The sequence below is a fragment of the uncultured Shewanella sp. genome, from assembly GCF_947491715.1.
Classification (GTDB): Bacteria; Pseudomonadota; Gammaproteobacteria; order Enterobacterales; family Shewanellaceae; genus Shewanella.
The window spans coordinates 73,804-93,190 of record NZ_CANLKR010000003.1 but is presented as its reverse complement, the minus strand read 5'-3'; the positions used below and the strand labels follow the sequence as shown (position 1 = coordinate 93,190).

Here is a 19,387-nt window from a genome sequence, read left to right as displayed (position 1 = left end):
TAACATTCGCGCTGATAAGAGGCTGTATCTAACATGAAGCATTATCATTTTTTGAAAGTTAGCTATATTCTCGCCTTAAGCTTTCTAGCTACAGTCCCCGCTGAGGCGAAACAACAAAGAATACAGCAAATCCGGTATTCAGTTGAAAACATCAATGATATTGCTAAGCTTCCAGAGCAGCGGCTTCCCATGGAAGCTTTATCCAAGGCCTTATTTTATTGGCAGCAAGTCAACCCCGGCCTCACTTTTATCGAGTCGAATAATCCCAGTATCGAGATAAAATGGCAAAAATATGCCTCAAGCACACATTTAGGATTAGCCACCTGTTTGTCAACGGGAAAAGAACAGCCCAAACACTGTGTATTAGCGATTTCCTTAGGTGCCCGTAATTGTCAAGGACAATTTGTGCAAAGCGATGAAAATATGGTGACGAACATTATTATGCATGAAATAGGACATGCATTAGGACTTGGGCACCATACCGATCCCAATCATTTGATGTATTCCCCCCAACCTGACAGCCAAGTAGATGCGAACTATAATCGAAAAGGCTACACCCTTCCCACTCAACTGAATGCACTTTACCTTGGTCAAGACGACTTGATCAGTCAAGAAAAAACCCTTAAAGCCCACATTGAGTCCCTTGATTTAGATATCGAGCAAGAAAAAATACACTATGATGATTATTATCAACAATATCAAAATTATAACAATAAAACCTTATCAGAAAGCCAATACCGTCAAGCAACAAAAATAACAGAAGAAGTCAATAAACAAGCCATTTATATCAATGAGCTGGTTAAGAAAAGAAACGCATTAACCCATGAAATTAATCAAACCATTAATGCATTAGGCTGTTACCCTAATTTTAATGTTCGCCGTTCCCCCTCTAACTAAAGGACACAGCAATGCTTTTCTTTGCATTACTGTTTATGACTGAATTAACACACTGGGATTAATGCCAAAGTGTCGTCGATACCAAGGCGGGGTTAAGTAAAACACTTGTCACAACATACTGGCCGATAATGGGCATAAAATTGACGCCAGAAAATAAGCGTTTTAAAAAACCAAAAACCCTGTGTATTGTCACACAGGGTTTTATCATTTCACTTTTTAACGAAGCATCATGCGCGATTAAAACAAAATGAGCCCATAAAAAAGCCTTAAGCTTCTGCGCCTAAATACTCAGAACTGGATAAATGCAAATAATGCAAATACCGCTCATATTGTGTGACCACATCGGCAAGCAATTGCTCTTCGGTGTAGCCCATCACATCGTAATGCTGACCACCGTGTTCTAAGAAAACTTCAACCCGATAATAACTGTGCTCTCCTTCTTTAATCTCACTTTCAATGGGATTGGGAATAGAATGTTCTCGAATACGTAAACCATACACGAAATCATGTTGTTCATCTTCTTTAATCACAAAACGCACCCGATCGCCAATATAGCGCATCTCAGCATGAATATTACGCTTAAGAAAGCTCTCACAGGCTTTAGATAACGCAGGAGCGGCTATCTCTTTTAAGAAAGCTTGCGCCTCTTCATTGCTAGGATGGCAGACGAGCACATCAATACGTTCTTCCCAACTCACATTGGTTTTTGCATATTGCACGCTAGTATTATGAGATTGCACACTATTAAGCTTAAGCCAATCATCTTTAAGTGCTTTATACAACCCTAAGCACATCAGTAACATAACCAATAAGAAAGGCAATGCACTGGCAATAGTCACCGTCTGCAATGCTTGAAGTCCCCCTGCAAGTAGCAACACAGATGCCACCACACCTTGCAGTAATGCCCAGAAAATACGTTGCCACACGGGCGCTTCAGTATCTCCTCCGGATGTCAGGTTATCAATAACCAAGGAACCTGAATCCGATGACGTCACAAAAAAGGTAACAACCAAACACAAGCCTATAGCTGATAACAAGGTTGGCATAGGTAAATATTCAAAAAAGCGAAATAACGCCACTGACACATCCGACGAAACCGCCTCTTTTAAATATAACGCGCCATGGTTACTGATGGCATCAATAGCGGTATTACCAAATACCGTCATCCATAAAAAAGTAAAAGCCGAAGGCACAAAGAGTACCCCAACAAGAAACTCTCTTATTGTACGACCTCTTGAAATACGTGCGATAAAAGTCCCCACAAAAGGTGACCATGAAATCCACCAGCCCCAATACAATAGTGTCCAGCCACCTAACCAATCATTTTTTTGCTCATAAGCATATAAATTGAACGTTTTACCCACAATATCACTTAAATAGCCCCCTGTGTTTTGCACAAAAGCCCGTAGCAAATCAACCGTTGGACCAAATAAGAGAACAAAAACCAATAACAAAAAGGCTAACCCTAAGTTAAGTTCACTGAGTCGTTTAACCCCTTTATCCAACCCAGAAAAAACAGACAAAGTCGCAATTAAGGTTATGGCAATAATAAGCACCACTTGCACTGTTGTTGAAATCGGCCAACCGAATAAATAATTCAACCCAGAGTTTAACTGTAAGACACCAAAACCTAGAGACGTCGCTACACCAAACATGGTTCCCAATACCGCAAAAGTATCAACCGCATGACCAATGGGCCCGTATATCCGCTCACCAATAAGCGGATAGAGCGCACTTCGAGGTAATAAAGGCAACTTATGACGATAAGAGAAATACGCCAAACTGAGTGCAACAACAGCATAAATCGCCCATGCATGGATCCCCCAATGAAAAAAGGTGATCTTCATGGCTTCTTTTGCCGCGGCAATGGTTTCAGGTGAAGTATCTGGCGGCGCAAGATAATGCATTACCGGCTCTGCAACACCAAAAAACATCAAGCCAATACCCATGCCCGCAGAAAATAGCATAGCAATCCAGCTTTTATAGCTATAATCAGGCTCAGCATGATCTGGGCCCAATTTGATATCACCAAACCGACTGACCATTAAGAAAATAATAAAAATAAGGAAAACAGCGACACCCAGAATATAAAGCCAACCTGTTTTAACTTCTAGCCACTGTTGCATTGATTTGAAAACAGCTTGGGATTGTTCAGGCCAAAATGCCCCAATCGATACCATTAAAAAAATAAGCAATACAGATGAAAAAAATACAGGAGCATTGATGCTCGACTTAATCATTTTAACCTCTCAGAATCATTCATACATGACTAGCATGCTGAATTGAGTCTTCAACTCCAGCGTAACAACACATGAAAAAAACAGCATTTTTTCTATTAAAATACTATCAGTAAGTTAAATTGATATAGGAGCGAATACCAAACTAACTCAATAAAGGATATTCGATAACGTTACTCGCCTCTCTAATGGGAGGAACTGCCACACAACCTAACGCTATTGAATCGCCTTTCTTTCCACACAACAAGGCGCAATGTTAACACAGACGTAAGCGCGAAAGTGATTCATTATATACAAAAATTAATCATCCGATGAGTTATTCCCCCTCATTACGCCATGAAAATCTATTCTCGCGCAACAAAAAGCCGCCTCATTAAAGGCGGCTTATCAATCCATTACTGGTTCATCTTAAAAATAAAAATTCACGAGACGAACATGACTTCAGTCGCTATGTATTACTCTGCCCTAAATCAAGCGGCATATCATCGCGTAAACTTTGCCACATAACACCGCTGTTAATCCCATAATTACGCATTAAAGAAGTGACTTCATGATAATTATTATCTTGTGCCAATACTTTCAGTTGCTTATAAAAATCGAGTGCAAGCGCTCTGGCATCACTGCTTGAAAAATAATATCGTCCGACACGACTGTAAAGACCTTTAAACCCATTTAAAATAAGGACATATAATGGATTTCCAGAAGAAAACGCCAGAGTATGCTGTAACTGGTAATCAAAGTCAGCATAAGCTTGTGCCGTATCTTCTAATGTGTGGATCTGTGCCAGAATGTCGACCGCTTTTTCAGGGTTGTTGCGTATCGCCCCTTTGAAATAAATCGCACTGACATTACTTCTTGCTGACAGTAATTGATCGACGAGTTCAGGAAAGCCATCAGGGTTCAGTTCTGCAATGGTCTCTAAAATATTGAGCCCAGACGTTTCCCAAAAATTGTTAACCCGAGTGGGTTTACCATGTTGAATCGTTAACCAGCCATCACGGGCAAGACGCTGCAGTACTTCTCGCAATGTGGTTCGAGTGACGCCAATTAACTCAGACAACTCTCTTTCGGCGGGTAAAATGGAACCTGGGGGGAACTTATTGTCCCAAATGGACCGTACAATATACTTTTCTGCAAAGCTTGCAGGACCTTTGGCATTGATTATCATCAGCCCGTGTCATCCCATTATTAGCATTAACTTGTCTACTGATCATACCAGAGCCATAAAAAATGGAAACCTTATCTCTCACATTTCTCTCACCCAAATCAACATATTGACGTTAAAATGAACGTATTTGACTCAAAATCACGTTTTTTTGAAAAATTTCCCAATTAAGATTCCTTAATCTAAAACTTCCCTGTATTTTACGTGAGACAAATTTTTTGAGCCCTGACTTTGATTTTAGCTACTTCAACGTTAAAAATGTTGTTAAAATGTTTTTCATTGTAAATCAAAGTAATTATTATCTGAGAAAAATTTATGACTACGACTATGAGTCAAGCTTTTATTCATAACTTCTTAGGCCAATCGCCTAAATGGTTTAAGCTCGCCATCTTGTTCTTCCTCATCATTAATCCCATTATCTTTTATATCGATCCCTTTAGCGCTGGTTGGTTGCTGGTCATCGAATTTATTTTTACCCTGGCCATGGCTCTAAAATGTTATCCTCTACAACCAGGCGGCTTGCTGGCCATTGAAGCCGTAGCCATAGGCATGACCTCCCCGAGTCAAGTGCTCTATGAAATAGAAGCAAACTTAGAAGTCTTATTATTGCTTATCTTTATGGTCGCAGGCATTTATTTCATGAAACAGCTACTGCTGTTTGCCTTCACCAAAATCATCACTAAAATTCGCTCAAAAATCGCCGTCTCTTTAATGTTTTGTGTGGCTTCAGCTTTTTTATCGGCCTTTTTGGACGCTCTAACGGTGATTGCCGTGATTATCACGGTTGCCGTTGGTTTTTACAGTGTCTACCATAAAGTGGCTTCGGGCAAAAACTTCACCGACAATCACGATCATACCAGTGACAGTCACGAACAGTTATGTGAAGAGGAATTGGAATCTTTCAGAGGTTTTTTACGTAACTTACTCATGCATGCCGGCGTTGGCACCGCACTCGGTGGCGTAGCGACTATGGTGGGCGAGCCACAAAACCTCATTATTGCAGCGCAAGCCAATTGGAGTTTTGGGGAATTTTTCTTACGTATGGCCCCTATTACCATGCCAGTATTAGTCGCTGGCGTGATCACTTGTGTCTTGGTTGAGAAGTTCAAAATATTTGGTTACGGCCAGCAACTACCCAGTTCAGTTCATAAGATTTTATCTGAATTTGCCGCCTATGAAGATGCTCACCGAACGCCTCATGACAAAATGAAACTTGTCATTCAAGCATTAGTTGGCGTGTGGCTCATCGCTGGATTGGCACTGCATTTAGCTTCTGTCGGTCTAATTGGCCTATCGGTGATCATTATAGCTACTGCCTTTAACGGAATAACAAACGAACATTCCCTAGGGAAAGCTTTTGAAGAGGCCTTGCCTTTTACCGCGCTGTTAGCCGTCTTTTTTGCCATTGTAGCCGTTATTATCGACCAACAACTGTTCGCTCCTGTCATTCAATGGGCCCTGAGTTTTGAAGGCAATACCCAATTAGTGATCTTCTATATTGCCAATGGTTTACTTTCTATGGTCAGTGACAATGTTTTCGTCGGCACCGTTTACATTAATGAAGTGAAAACCGCCTTATTGGATGGCAGGATCAGTCGAGAACAATTTGATTTACTCGCCGTTGCCATTAATACCGGTACTAACCTGCCTTCTGTCGCAACTCCTAATGGCCAAGCTGCTTTCTTATTCCTACTGACTTCAGCGATTGCCCCCTTAGTGCGTTTGTCCTATGGCCGTATGGTATGGATGGCACTGCCCTATACTATAGTGCTATCCATTATTGGGATCTTGATGATCCAATTAGGAACATTAGAGCATTTCACCCAAATGCTCTATGATAATCAGCTTATTTCAGAGGCGTCAGATATCGTAAACCAAGCGACATCTAAACACTAATAATGATACACTTACGCAGTATTTAGGCTTTAACTAAGACGCACTTTCACAGTGCGTTTTAATTAACAGGAGAACGCTTTTGAACACATTGATTCATTTTTCACAATCCCGCCTAGCTTGGTTAACCTTGACCTTAAGTGCAGCATTACTGCTTATTATCGCCTTATTTTTTCAATATGGCATGTCGCTTAATCCCTGCGTCATGTGTATTTACCAACGACTCGCTGTTATCGGACTCATTGTTGCAGGCATTGTGGGCACCCTAGGTTATCGCTCTCGATTCATCCGCTTAATGGCTGTTATCCTCTGGGGGATCAGCAGTATTTGGGGACTCAAATTCGCCATTGACTTGGTGGATCTTCAAATGAATCCTTCTCCCTTCGCCACTTGCGCTTTTTTGCCTGAATTTCCAAGCTGGATGCCATTACATGAATGGTTGCCAAGTGTATTCATGCCATCGGGAATGTGCACCGACGAGCCATGGATTTTTGGCGGACTATCCATGGGCCAATGGATGATTGGCATTTTCAGTGTCTATTGTATCGCATTAGTGATTTTCATCATTCCTACACTGATGAAAAGCAAGGACATTAAATAAGATACAACGCGACATCTTCAATCAATGTAAAAGCTTACCCCTTTATCTATTCAAAGAAATAACAATGCGGCAAACTTGTAGGCCGCATTGTTATCAATAAAGCCATGCCTAAAAAACGAAAAAATATTCTATTCTCATCCTACTTTTCAATATAAAGATTATAATTAATTATCATTGTTGTCAGACTTTGAACAATGATAATTAAAAAGTGGCCTTTTTATTGTGAGATTTTTTAGCAATATGACACATGTTGATTATCACAGAGGATAAAAAATGTACTCCGTGTTTTCAGAAATATCACCGTTGAAAAAAGTTATTTTACATAGACCTAACCTATCTTTACGTTATTTAACCCCTAGCAATTGCCAATCGCTACTGTTTGATGATGTATTATGGGTAGATAAAGCGAATGAAGAACATAGGGCATTCTCCTTAAGCCTAACAAAAGAAGGTGTTGAGGTTTTTTTACTGCACGACTTAATGGCAGAAACACTGTTGATTAATCATGCTAAAGAATGGCTACTCGCAAAAATATTCAACGCTATTTCATTACCACCTTCCATGACTCAACTGGTTCTTGAATATTTAACTCATTTGGATATAAAAAAACTGAGTATGTATCTCTTAGGTGGACTGACTTTGCACGACCTATCCGACCCCACTCTAAAAAAGCAACTCCAACCGTATTTTTATCAACATAATGACAAGGATATTAATCACTTTATTCTAGCACCGCTACCTAATCATTTGTTTACTCGAGATACGTCTTGCTGGATAGGTAATGGATTATCGATTAATCCCATGCATTACCCTGCTAGGCAAAGAGAAACCTATAACATGGCCGCCATTTATAAATTTCATCCTATGTTTAAAAATAGCGAGTTTGATATATGGTATGACGGCAGTAATGAAAAAGATAATTTACCCAGTATTGAAGGGGGAGATGTCTTGGTTATAAGCAATAAATGCCTTCTAATTGGACTAAGTCAACGCACAAGCTTACAAGCCATCTCCTTACTCGCAAAAAAGCTGTTATCAATTGAAAAATTTGAAAAAATTATCGCTGTTGATATTCCCAAACAGCGCGCTTCAATGCATTTAGATACCCTCTTTACAATGGTCAATTACAATACTTTTTGCTCAGCATTACCCAGCGAAGCATTTAGAGCATGGAGCATCGCTTTAGGCGATTCAAAGGATGCATTGATCATTAATCAAGAGAAAGATTTTTTTACCTACCTTGCTAGATCATTAGGCGAAAAAAAGCTGCATATAATCCCGTTAGCCGGTGATATTTTTACCCAACAACGTGAACAATGGAATGACGCAAGTAATGTTCTCACTATTGCTCCAGGTAAGATCCTTGCCTATGAACAAAACACTGAAATGAATAAAAAATTGCTTTCTTTAGGATTAGATGTCATTGAAATAGCAGGCTCAGAGTTAGGCCGAGGACGAGGAGGAGCCCGCTGCATGTCATGTCCGATAGAACGTGAAATAACATAAAGAAGGATAGCGTAAAATGAGAATTGTTGTAGCATTAGGCGGTAATGCACTTTTACAACGTGGTCAAATATTAAGTGCAAATAATCAATCAGACAATATTATCATTGCCGCTCAGACATTAGCACCTCTGGCTCTGCAACATCAACTCATCATTTGCCATGGAAATGGTCCTCAGGTCGGTCTCCTTCAACTTGAAAATGAAAATTATCACGACGTCCCTACTTATCCATTGGATATTCTCGTTGCTGAAACACAAGCTATGATTGGTTATCCATTACAACAAGCATTAGGCTCCTTAGTTAACTCCTCTATAGCCACCTTAATTACACAAGTCGAAGTCGATAAAAATGATCCTGCTATGTTAAATCCAACAAAGATGATCGGACCTGTCTACACAAAATCTGAAGCCAAAAAATTGCAACAACAAAATCATTGGGTTATGAAAGTAGATGGCCAGTCAATGCGGCGAGTCGTCCCCTCACCGCTTCCAAAGTCGATTATAGAAATCGATTTAATTAGGGCATTGTTAGCACAAAACACCATTGTCATTTGTGCTGGCGGCGGTGGAATTCCTGTATACAAAGAAAATCATGCCTACAAAGGTGTTCAAGCTGTGATTGATAAAGATCACACGGCTGCATTACTCGCCGATACGTTGCAGGCAGACATATTATTAATCCTAACAGATGTTGAGGCTGTATACGAAAACTGGAAAGAGCCAGAAAACAAACATGCGATAAAATCAGTCACCGTGACTGAAATCAAAAAACGCACATTTGATTCTGGCTCTATGGCTCCCAAAATTGCCGCTGCGTGTGACTTCGTCTCTCAATCTAATGGCTTTGCCATAATAGGGCATTTATCACAGGCTGCTGAAATGTTACAGGGAACCAGTGGGACAAAAATTGTTAAACACATGCAATCGAATCATATTATTTTTTATTAAAGATAAATAGGGGATAAATATGGGGTTCAACTTACGCGGGCAATCTTTTTTAAGTCTAAAGTCTTTATCATCGGAAGAAATACAATATCTCTTAAATTTGTCCTTAAACTTAAAAGACAAAAAGCGTTCCGGCATTCAAGGGAATACGTTATCTGGAAAAAATATCGTTTTAATTTTTCAAAAAAGTTCAACCCGTACTCGTTGTGCTTTTGAAGTCGCTGCTTATGATGAAGGTGCCAATGTCACTTTTCTGAATAATAGCCAAATGGAGACGAAAGAATCAATTGAAGATACAGCAAGAGTATTAGGCCGTTTATATGATGGTATTGAGTTTCGTGGCTTTGAACAACAAACCGTAGAATGTTTAGCGAAACATGCTGGGGTGCCTGTATGGAATGGCTTAACGAATAAATATCACCCCACACAAATTATTGCGGACTTTATGACCCTCATTGAGCATACCCATAAAAAGCTCGATGACACAAAACTAGTCTTCGTTGGTGATACTCGAAGCAATATGGGAAACTCACTCATGATTGGCGCCGCTAAAATGGGAATGCACTTTGTTGCACTGGCGCCTTCTAAACTCTTTCCTGATAAACAGTTAATAACAGAAATGCAGTCTCTCGCAAAACAAACGGGGGGGAGAATTGAGCTCACAGAATCCATTGATACCGCTGTTCTTCATGCCGATGCTATTTATACTGATGTATGGTTCTCGATGGGAGAAGAAGATAAAACCGCAGAAAGAATTCAATTACTGCGAAACTATCAAGTCACAATGGACATGTTGGCTAAAACTAAGAACCCCCACGTCCTTTTCATGCATTGTTTACCCGCTTGCCATAATACAGACACTCATATGGGGCAAATAGCGACAGAGTATGGACTAAATTCACTGGAGGTGACTGATGAAGTCTTTAACAGTCGCAATAGTATCGTTTTCGACCAAGCTGAAAACCGGCTACACAGTATTAAGGCCGTCATGGTTGCTACCATAGGAAATACCTGAGATGAAAAACCACCGTTCCTGCAAGAAAAAAAATAAAATGGGGCTATGGATGCTAACAGCATTAGTTGCTGGAAATATGATAGGCTCTGGTATTTTCCTTCTTCCTTCAAGCCTAGCAAGATTAGGCAGTATTAGTTTATATGGTTGGATAGCCACGACGCTTGGTGCGTTTTTACTGGCAATTTTATTTGCAAAAATGAGTCTATGGATCCCAAAAGCGGGAGGCCCCTATGCTTATGCTGAAGCAATATTAGGCCGCTATATGGGCTTTCAGACCGCATACAGTTATTGGATAGCAATCTGGGTCGGTAATGCTGCAATTGCGCTTGCATTCGCTGGATATATGCAAGTATTCATTCCCTTTCTATTATCACCATTGCAAAGTTGTTTACTCGCAATTACTGCTGTATGGATCGTCACCTTGGTCAATATTTTTGGCGCAAGAGCAGCAGGTTTTCTTCAACTAGTCACCACCATCTGTAAACTCATTCCTATTTTTCTCGTCGCGATTATTGGATGGTTTTATTTTAACCCCTATTACATCACACAAAGTTTTAACGTTTCTGGTCAATCTAATTTCTCTGCCTTCTCGAGTTCAGTATCATTAACATTATGGGCCTTTATTGGAGTAGAATCGGCAACCGCTTCTTCTAACGCTGTAAGCAACCCGCGCTTCAATGTTCCCGTTGCCACTCTCCTCGGCACAGCTATTGCCGCCCTTGCTTATATTTCGGGATCGATTGCCATCATGGGAATGATCCCAAATAGCGAATTAGCACAATCCAGCGCCCCTTTTGCATTAGCCGCGGCACAGATATTTGGACAAGGTGGCGAATATATTGTCGCTATTGGCGCTGCACTTTCTTGTTTTGGTTGCCTTAATGGTTGGGTATTATTGCAAGGTCAAATTCCAATGAATGCAGCAGAAGATCGGCTTTTCCCCACATTATTCGCCAAACGAAACCGCCATGATATTCCCGCAAATGCAGTCATATTAACATCTGTTTTCATTAGTTTATTATTACTGCTCACGATTTCTCCCAGCCTAGTCAAACAATTTGAAATTGTTATTCTCATTGCCGTCCTCACTAACCTTCTTCCCTATCTTTATACTTCAATAGCCGCTTTAGTCACTATTCACCTCCACCATAAATCCAATCATAAATATTGGCTATATCAAATTATTGCGTTTCTTGCGGGGTTATATGCCTTGTATGCGATTGCCAGTTGTGGAACTCAAACCTTGTTATTTGGACTAGCCTTTTTAGTGACCAGCATTCCTTTATATTATTATTTAAAAAAACATAACCAATAAAGGTAACAGTTAAGCCAAGGCTTTATCTCATTACAAAATTAACCCGTACATTCAGCTAACAGACATCGCCAATTTAGGGATCCCATGAGAAGGTGTCCACCTTCTATATTCGATAAAACCATGTTTTTTGTATAATTGAATGGCTGGAAAGTTACCCACTGCCGTTTCAACAATCGCCGTCAAATAATCCTTATTGTCAAGCACATAGCGAATCAGCTGATTAGCAAACCCTCTTCTAAAATACTCAGGATCCACCGTTAAACTATGAATATCCAGTTGCTGATCGGTTAACTCAATTTCTATCACCGCCGCGATACAATGCTTGTCAAATACGCCATAAAACAGCGTTGTTGCCTGTTGAATAACATCAATTGCGCGCGACAATGGCGGAAAATCACTCACGCCAAGCAATTGCGCTTCAATTTTATAGGCATGTTGAAATACTTTATGGATTTGCCTAGCCACCGCTTCATTTTCATGTTCAAGTTTTTCTATCATATTGTTCTTATCATTGAGGATCCCTTACCAATAATATAGCGCTGACAAGCGACCACACAAAAGTGATTGATTGGCATGAATGATATTAGTACCCCTCCCTATTTATCGCTTATTTTAATAACAAATTCAAAGATATAATTCACATATCGCCTTCTCATTTGTTAGCTTTGTAGTTATGGTCAATGTTAATCTATCATCATGTCACCAAACCAATCTGGTTTCAAATTGAACCTATCTTGGCTTTGATGAAAATGAATATATTTACCCTGAATGTTACTAAGCTTAATACACTCATCGACTGCCATAAGATTGTCGTTATGCTGAAGACATGCGTCGTTAAGTAAACTTTTTATGGCTTTACCTTTCGCTTAGGCCTCACTTTTGGTAACAAATAAAGCAAATTATCCAGACGATTAAAGGTTTATTGAACGGTGTGGCAAGTATGACTATATATTATGCTTTACTAGGGATAACGTTATAATTTTTATTTTAAAACAGTCTTCGCAACCACGACTATCCCATTGTTACAAGCACTATTGATCTTAGAATATAAAGTGAGAATATCGCTCATACGTTAGATTTATCAACAGGAACGACAGTAATAAAACACTGTCACTCTTAGCTACAATAAGTTAAATAAGTTAAATAAGTTAAATAAGTTAAATAAGTTAAATAAGTTAAATAAGTATCAATCCACATCCTTGAGTGGCCATAATACAATATGATCGTCAAGATACTCCACCTGTTTTTCATCAATGACACGACCGTTAATGCCGATACCAGCTTGTTGCATCGCGTCTTTTGACCCTGTGATTAAAGGATGCCATGAAGGCAGTTCTCGCCCTAAATACAATCGCCGATAAGCACAACTATTAGGTAACCAGGTCAGCTCAGCAATATTATCCATGCTGACTTTTGTGCAGCTTGGCACTTTTGAGAATCGATGAGCATAATCTTGACACCCACCTTGTTGATGCTCTAATAATTCACAGGCCACATTCGTGTAATACAGTGTTTCCGTTTCATCATCAATAATCTTATTTAGGCAGCATTTCCCACAGCCATCGCACAAAGATTCCCATTGTGACTGACTCATTTCAACTAAAGGGATAGTTTTCCAAAACGCCATAATACTTCTTCATTTGTCTCAATCTTTTATCGGTCTATTTTACATGAAACGACCCACTATACCTAACAAACGGCTGACACCTTATTCGATTACCTTTGCAGGCTCCAAAAAGTGCTTTAATAACGTGTTCAGCCGGGGCGGGGCTAATTCAGGAGATTTATTTAACAATATTAATAACAGATGCGATATGTCGGCAGGCGAAATAGGAAAATGCTCGTTCAACTCACCAACAGCGCGAATATTAGGTCCCATTGCTACAAACCATAATGGGTAATACCCCTTAACCGTTTTTTCAGTTGCAGTGCGAGAGACACGTTTTAAGTGATGACTGTTCACCACCACCATAATCGTATTATCTTTATATTGTGGCAGCGATTGGAGCAATGCCCACAAGCGTGCAATGTAACCGTCAATGCGCCTTGCTGCATATAAATACTGTCCATAATTCCCTTCATGCAAATACATATCCGTCGCACCAAAAGAAACATAGGTCACTTTTTGATAATGAGCGCGCAAAGACTGGGCTGCATAATAATAAGCCTTTGAGTCAAAACGATTTTCTTTCCAATAGCTGGACTTTTGATTCACAATATGCTTGAAAAAAACAGGCGTAAGTCTAACGCCAAAGGGCATAGAAAGAGACCCAAATGGAAAAGCACTTTTAAGCCACTGAATAATGTCACTATCCTGTTGTGTATCAGTAGACGACATTGCAAGACAAGCATCAATAGCAGGAAATAGATTACAGTCTCCTTCCTTTGGCTCAATATCAGCAATATAATCATGACCCGTGCCAATAAGTACACCTTGAGTCACCATTTTCTGCCATAAAAATGGCATAATCTTTTCCCGCCTCTTTTCTTTGCCTTCAGTCCAGAAATCATGCTTTACCTGATTGATATCGAGTACCCAATGAGGAGAATTAATCAGCCTTAAATTCGCCCCATCAATCATTTCATTCCATCTTAAACCATCAATCGTCACTAATACTAAGTTAGGCGAATGAGATGAAGATCCTGACGAAGAAACAATCTCTTGCTCTTTTATTACACTCAATGCACAAGTCAATTTGGGGAACAATAATAAGGGCAATAATAACAAAATTGCTTTCATAGAATACCTTCAGAACACTGTTTATAGTGCCCAGTCATAGTACCCAGTAGACATCTAATGGGCCTAAAACAACAGCATAAAATCCCCTCACGAGCCATACAGGTGAAACTCGAGAAAAGGTTTTCTTAAAAATATGGTATTGCCAGTCTATTAGAAAACCTTCAAGCTGACTATTCATTAACTTTCATTCATCTTTCAAGATATCGATAGCAAACAAATAAGAAGCAAAATTAAACCATAAAATAAACAAACTCACCTTTAATTCCAACAAAAATTAAACACAGATGAAGTGTATAAGCAATTATGTATCAAATAATGCAGTCAAACCTCCACTAGAATCTTACAATGCCCGCTTCTCCATGACTATCCATAAAATTGATAACAAACCAATATGGCGGCCACGACTCCGGCTAAATCAGCCCCTAAACCACATGCAATCGCATGACGGCCATTACGGATCCCTACCGCACCAAAATACACGGCGAGTACATAAAAAGTGGTTTCAGTACTGCCTTGAAAGATAGCGGCTAATCGCCCACTAAATGAATCAACCCCATATTGGTTCATGGTTTCTAACATCATGGCACGGGCACCTGAGCCACTAAAAGGTTTCATGATAGCGGTAGGCAAGGCCTCAACAAATCGGCCATCTCCCCCCATTAACAATACCACTTGACGGATCATATCCAGACAATACTCTAATGCACCTGACGCTCTGAGTAACCCTATGGCCACTAACATGGCTAACAAATATGGAATAAGTTGAATCGATTGAGAAAATCCCTCTTTAGCTCCTTCAATAAATTCATCATAAACAGCCACTTTTCGATACCCTGCTATCAGTATAAAACTCAATATTAAGCCAATAAGCACACCGTTACCCAACAAGCTTGAGAAACTCCCCATCGCTTGCGCACTTAAGGTGCCAAGATACCAAACAAACGCCACTAATAATGCAAACATCACGCTAAAATAGCTCAGTAACACGGTATTGAGTAATGAGATCCTTTGCACAAACGCCACTAACAATACGCCCGCAATACTGGAAGCTGACGTGGCCAATAGAATGGGTAAAAAGATCTCCGCAGGATCCACAGCCCCTTGCTGAGCGCGATACAAAAAAATCGTCACAGGAATAAGAGTCACAGACGAGGTATTTAATACCAAAAATAGAATTTGGGCATTCGTTGCCACTGATTTATTCGGGTTTAAACTTTGCAAATCATGCATCGCCTTTAAGCCCAGCGGGGTTGCAGCATTGTCTAACCCTAACATATTCGCCATCAAATTCATGGTGATACTGCCATAAGCTGCATGGCCTCTTGGTACTTCAGGCATTAAACGGCTTAATAAAGGCTCTAACACTTTCGCCAAAGCACCCACCACGCCAGCCCGCTCACCCACCCGCATTAATCCCATCCATAACGCCAATACGCCGATGAGTCCCAGTGATATTTCTGCCGCCAATTTGGCACTATTAAAGAGCGACTCAACAGTCAATGATAATACTTGGGTATGCCCATTAGCTAACTGTAATCCCATTGCCAAGGCGATAATAACGAAAAAAAACAACCAAATTTTATTAAGCACATCAGTCCCTATTATGTTTAATCATGCCATTGGGCCCAAAATGGGGTGGAGGGTATAATCGATAGACAGGAAGTCGGCCCCATTCTTATGATATACTGGTTTTTTTCAGCATCATACCCTGAATATGGTCCAATTAAATCAAAATTTTATTAATAGCATCGCTCAAGATCTTCCAAGCCACCTCAGCCTTGACGACTTTATTCACTTTTGCGGTCAGCCTTTAAGACTATCTATTCGAGTCAATACATTAAAAATCAGTTGTGCACACTTTATAGAAAGAATGACCCCCTTTGGCTGGTCTTTTGAACCCATACCTTGGTGCAAAGAAGGCTTTTGGTTAACCTTTAATAAAAACTGTCAACTGGGCAACACCATAGAGCACTTACAAGGCTTGTTTTATATTCAAGAAGCCAGCTCAATGTTACCCCCAACCGCCTTATTCCAAGGGTTTGATTTCAATGATACCGATACACTGCTAGACATGGCATCGGCACCGGGGTCAAAAACCACACAAATTGCCGCCATGATGAACAATCAAGGGCTATTGATCGCCAACGAATACTCGGCGAGCCGTATAAAAGTGCTTCACGCAAACGTATTACGAATGGGGATCAGCAATACAGCACTCACCCATTTCGATGCACGAGTTTTTGGTGAATATCTCTATGAAAGCACAGAAGCTATTTTATTGGATGCCCCTTGCAGCGGTGAAGGCACGGTGAGAAAAGATCCTGATGCGCTGACCCATTGGGATCCCGATAAAATTGATGACATAGCAACCACACAAAAAGCATTGATCCAATCCGCTTTTCTGACTTTAAAACCCGGTGGTAGCTTAGTGTACTCTACCTGTACATTGAATAAAGCAGAAAACCAAGCCGTGTGTTTATATCTTAAAGACTTGTATCCTGATGCGGTTCACTTTGATGACTTGTCTCAACTCTTTCCCGAAGCAAATAAAGCGATAACTGAGGAAGGTTTTTTACATGTTTGGCCGCAAGTGTACGATAGTGAAGGCTTTTTTGTTGCAAAAATCACAAAAAAACAATCAGTACCACGATTAGTCCCTCAGCCGAATAAGCAAAAGAACTTTCCTTTTTCCCCAGCAAGTCAAAAACACACTCAAGCGCTAATGGATTACTTTCACCATACTTTTGACATTGATCTCTCAGGTCAAGGCACTATCATGCAACGAGAAAATGAATATTGGCTGTTTCCAACCCCCTTTATTCCCTTTATCGGTTCAATGCGCTTTCAACGCATTGGGGTCAAATTAGCCGATAGCTTTAAACAAGGATTTAAAGCTAAACATGAAGCCTTAATGGCACTGGGGAACGGTAAAGCCAGCATTACATTACCCCAAGAAGAGGCAGAACAATTTCTAATGGGTCGCGATATCTTTTTAAGCAGTAAAACCAAAACACAAGGCGAAGTATTAGTGAGTTATGAAGGGCAACTACTCGGCATGGCAAAACACCTAGGTAATAAGTTAAAAAACAACTTACCGAGGGACTTAGTCAAAGACAAAGTCGTTCCACTATAATTAGATATTACTAATAAACCTTGCCCTTATTCAATATCCTCTACTACACTTAAGTACCAGTTAGATGGAATGACTTAAACACATTAGCGCATGGCTCCACCCTAGGAGCCCTTCCCCTAGACCCAAAACCTCACGGATCATTTTGGGTCTTTTTTTATGCTTTATTTAAGCCCTTGACGGGCATCTTTAAATAAATTGAAGAAGTTTTCGGACGTATAAGCGGCAAGCTCTTCGTAGGTTTCACCTCTGAGCTCCGCCACAAACTCAGCCACATCACGCACAAAAGCCGGCTGATTTTCTTTACCTCTATGAGGAACAGGCGCTAAGTAAGGCGAATCGGTTTCAACCAGTAATCTGTCTTTAGGAATTTTACGTATGGTTGTGCGTAATTCAGCCGCATTTTTAAAGGTCACAATACCAGAAACCGAAATATAAAAGCCCAGCTCCATAGCTGATTTTGCCATTTCATAACTTTCGGTAAAGCAGTGCAATACCCCCCCCACCTTATCAGCCTGTCCCTGTTTTAAAAAATCAATGGTATCTTTTCGAGCATCACGAGTATGCACAATGAGCGGCTTATTCACATCGACAGCAAGGGCAATTTGCTTCTCAAAACATTGCTGCTGAAGTGATTTTGTCTCATCGGCATAGAAATAATCTAATCCGGTTTCACCAATAGCAACCACTTTGGGATCCTTAATGAACCCATGCAATTCATTAATATCTAACCCTTCTTGCACATCTAACGGATGAACACCAGCAGACATAAACACTTGTGCAAATTCACCCACACGTTCTTTCATGGCTTGAAAGCCATTCTGCCGAACATTCACACAAAGAAAATATTCGACTCCCCGTGCTTTTGCCTCATTAATCATTTGGCGTAAACTGGCTTGATCTGGCGCCGCTTTTAAGCGGTCAAGATGGCAATGAGAATCTATCAGCACAACAGGTTTCCTAAGAGTCATATTTTTAAAAGGCAAGCATAACCATAAGCGACACTAACAACAAGTGATTCAACTTACTTAACAATCTGTTGATAATCGTCAATATAGCTACTAAACAATGCCGAAACATTGATATTGGGCATCAGTTTTAGTTGATGATATTGCTGCATTATATCAGCAGATAAATCGACAATTTTCATTCGAACAATGGCATCTAAGTCCGTTTGTTTAACAAGCTTCTGTTTCAAGACTAAATACAGAATAGTGATAGCATCGAGGACTTGTGGATCATCTAATGCCATTAATTCCGTTGACAACCGCCCGCTGGCTAAGCTCTGCGCCCAAGCTTTACGAAAACGCAATAATGCGTCATAGTCTCCCGTTTGAATAGACTGTGCCAATGCAATAGGCCCGCCAACAACAGGTAAACACCAAGTCGCATCTTGCTCAATACCTAACGTATTCATCAACCAAGTTCTAATAACTTGCAAAGTGGGTAAAAGGACTTTTACACGTTGGCAGCGACTGCTAATCGTCGCCATTAATCGACTCGGTGTATCTGACTGTAATAATAACACTGTCTCTTTACCGGGTTCTTCAAGGGTTTTCAGTAATGCATTGGCCGCAGCAAGATTAAGTCGTTCACTGTTAAATAAAACTGCAACTCGCCGCCCACCTTGTTGAGCGGTCGCCGTGAGCTGCCGACACAGTTCACGAACTTGATCCACTTTAATTTGATGACCATCCGCCTCGATACGATAAAAATCAGGATGATTATTGGCTTTAAATAACAAACACGCTTTACAAAAACCGCAGCCACCTCGAGGAGTGGCTTTTTGGCAAAGCAAGGCCTTGGCCATTCCTAATGCCAGCTCATCGCCACCATAGCCTTTATCTAACCCAATAAGATAGGCATGACCATGGAGCTGATGTGTGAGCTTGTCACTAAACTGGCTCAGTGCAGTATCAACCCAAGGGATTGAATTTTTAGCCAT

17 protein-coding genes are annotated in these 19,387 nt (G+C 40.3%); 8 read left to right on the top strand and 9 right to left on the bottom strand.

The features are described 5' to 3' along the window. Window positions 1–33: 33 nt before the first annotated feature. Complete coding sequence (locus tag Q0779_RS04685) at window positions 34–897, top strand: matrixin family metalloprotease (protein ID WP_298770025.1); 864 nt, start codon at window positions 34–36, stop codon at window positions 895–897. Between the two features lie 58 nt (window positions 898–955). On the opposite strand, the gene Q0779_RS04680 is transcribed toward Q0779_RS04685, so the two are convergent. From Q0779_RS04680 to fadR, 3 genes are all read right to left on the bottom strand, one after another. After that, the gene (locus Q0779_RS04680) at window positions 956–1,090 is read right to left on the bottom strand and encodes a hypothetical protein (protein ID WP_298770023.1); all 135 of its coding nucleotides are present in this window, start codon (window positions 1,088–1,090) and stop codon (window positions 956–958) included. A 73-nt stretch (window positions 1,091–1,163) separates the two neighbouring features. Further along, window positions 1,164–3,137 carry a BCCT family transporter gene (locus Q0779_RS04675; RefSeq protein ID WP_298770022.1) on the bottom strand — a complete coding sequence of 658 codons (1,974 nt, stop codon included), beginning with the start codon at window positions 3,135–3,137 and terminating at the stop codon, window positions 1,164–1,166. A gap of 445 nt (window positions 3,138–3,582) precedes the next feature. Continuing rightward, on the bottom strand, window positions 3,583–4,302 hold the full coding sequence (gene fadR / locus Q0779_RS04670) for a fatty acid metabolism transcriptional regulator FadR (protein ID WP_298770021.1): 720 nt from the start codon (window positions 4,300–4,302) through the stop codon (window positions 3,583–3,585). 312 nt (window positions 4,303–4,614) lie between these two features. Here fadR and nhaB point away from each other — a divergent pair, with 312 nt between their 5' ends. The 6 genes from nhaB to Q0779_RS04640 all read left to right on the top strand — a co-directional run bounded on the left by nhaB (window position 4,615) and on the right by Q0779_RS04640 (window position 11,572). Beyond that, window positions 4,615–6,195, top strand: coding sequence for a sodium/proton antiporter NhaB (nhaB, locus tag Q0779_RS04665; protein WP_298770019.1), 1,581 nt, complete (start codon window positions 4,615–4,617; stop codon window positions 6,193–6,195). Window positions 6,196–6,274: 79 nt separating this feature from the next. Further along, on the top strand, window positions 6,275–6,793 hold the full coding sequence (gene dsbB / locus Q0779_RS04660; RefSeq protein WP_298770016.1) for a disulfide bond formation protein DsbB: 519 nt from the start codon (window positions 6,275–6,277) through the stop codon (window positions 6,791–6,793). 273 nt (window positions 6,794–7,066) lie between these two features. After that, complete coding sequence (locus tag Q0779_RS04655; RefSeq protein ID WP_298770014.1) at window positions 7,067–8,299, top strand: arginine deiminase; 1,233 nt, start codon at window positions 7,067–7,069, stop codon at window positions 8,297–8,299. Between the two features lie 16 nt (window positions 8,300–8,315). Further along, the gene (gene arcC, locus Q0779_RS04650) at window positions 8,316–9,245 is read left to right on the top strand and encodes a carbamate kinase (protein ID WP_298770011.1); all 930 of its coding nucleotides are present in this window, start codon (window positions 8,316–8,318) and stop codon (window positions 9,243–9,245) included. 19 nt (window positions 9,246–9,264) lie between these two features. After that, entirely contained in the window at window positions 9,265–10,257 is a 993-nt protein-coding gene (gene argF / locus Q0779_RS04645) for an ornithine carbamoyltransferase (RefSeq protein WP_298770010.1), read from the top strand. A gap of 49 nt (window positions 10,258–10,306) precedes the next feature. Next, a complete protein-coding gene (locus tag Q0779_RS04640) occupies window positions 10,307–11,572 on the top strand; it encodes an amino acid permease (RefSeq protein WP_298770008.1) in 1,266 nt (421 codons plus the stop codon). A 51-nt stretch (window positions 11,573–11,623) separates the two neighbouring features. On the opposite strand, the gene Q0779_RS04635 is transcribed toward Q0779_RS04640, so the two are convergent. The 4 genes from Q0779_RS04635 to Q0779_RS04620 all read right to left on the bottom strand — a co-directional run bounded on the left by Q0779_RS04635 (window position 11,624) and on the right by Q0779_RS04620 (window position 15,902). Then, window positions 11,624–12,070: a GNAT family N-acetyltransferase gene (locus Q0779_RS04635; RefSeq protein ID WP_298770006.1), complete on the bottom strand. Its 447-nt coding sequence runs from the start codon at window positions 12,068–12,070 to the stop codon at window positions 11,624–11,626. 688 nt (window positions 12,071–12,758) lie between these two features. Beyond that, window positions 12,759–13,199 (bottom strand): YcgN family cysteine cluster protein, encoded by a 441-nt coding sequence (locus Q0779_RS04630; protein WP_298770004.1) that lies wholly within the window; start codon window positions 13,197–13,199, stop codon window positions 12,759–12,761. An 81-nt stretch (window positions 13,200–13,280) separates the two neighbouring features. After that, entirely contained in the window at window positions 13,281–14,312 is a 1,032-nt protein-coding gene (locus Q0779_RS04625; RefSeq protein WP_298770002.1) for a hypothetical protein, read from the bottom strand. Between the two features lie 363 nt (window positions 14,313–14,675). After that, the gene (locus tag Q0779_RS04620; protein WP_298770000.1) at window positions 14,676–15,902 is read right to left on the bottom strand and encodes a nucleoside recognition domain-containing protein; all 1,227 of its coding nucleotides are present in this window, start codon (window positions 15,900–15,902) and stop codon (window positions 14,676–14,678) included. 124 nt (window positions 15,903–16,026) lie between these two features. On the opposite strand from Q0779_RS04620, the gene rsmF reads away from it, so the two are divergent. Next, complete coding sequence (rsmF, locus tag Q0779_RS04615; RefSeq protein WP_298769998.1) at window positions 16,027–17,445, top strand: 16S rRNA (cytosine(1407)-C(5))-methyltransferase RsmF; 1,419 nt, start codon at window positions 16,027–16,029, stop codon at window positions 17,443–17,445. A gap of 161 nt (window positions 17,446–17,606) precedes the next feature. Here rsmF and Q0779_RS04610 read toward each other — a convergent pair whose 3' ends face one another. Together Q0779_RS04610 and holB are read right to left on the bottom strand one after the other, a co-directional pair. Continuing rightward, complete coding sequence (locus Q0779_RS04610) at window positions 17,607–18,392, bottom strand: TatD family hydrolase (RefSeq protein WP_298769996.1); 786 nt, start codon at window positions 18,390–18,392, stop codon at window positions 17,607–17,609. Window positions 18,393–18,466: 74 nt separating this feature from the next. Then, entirely contained in the window at window positions 18,467–19,387 is a 921-nt protein-coding gene (gene holB, locus Q0779_RS04605) for a DNA polymerase III subunit delta' (protein WP_298769994.1), read from the bottom strand.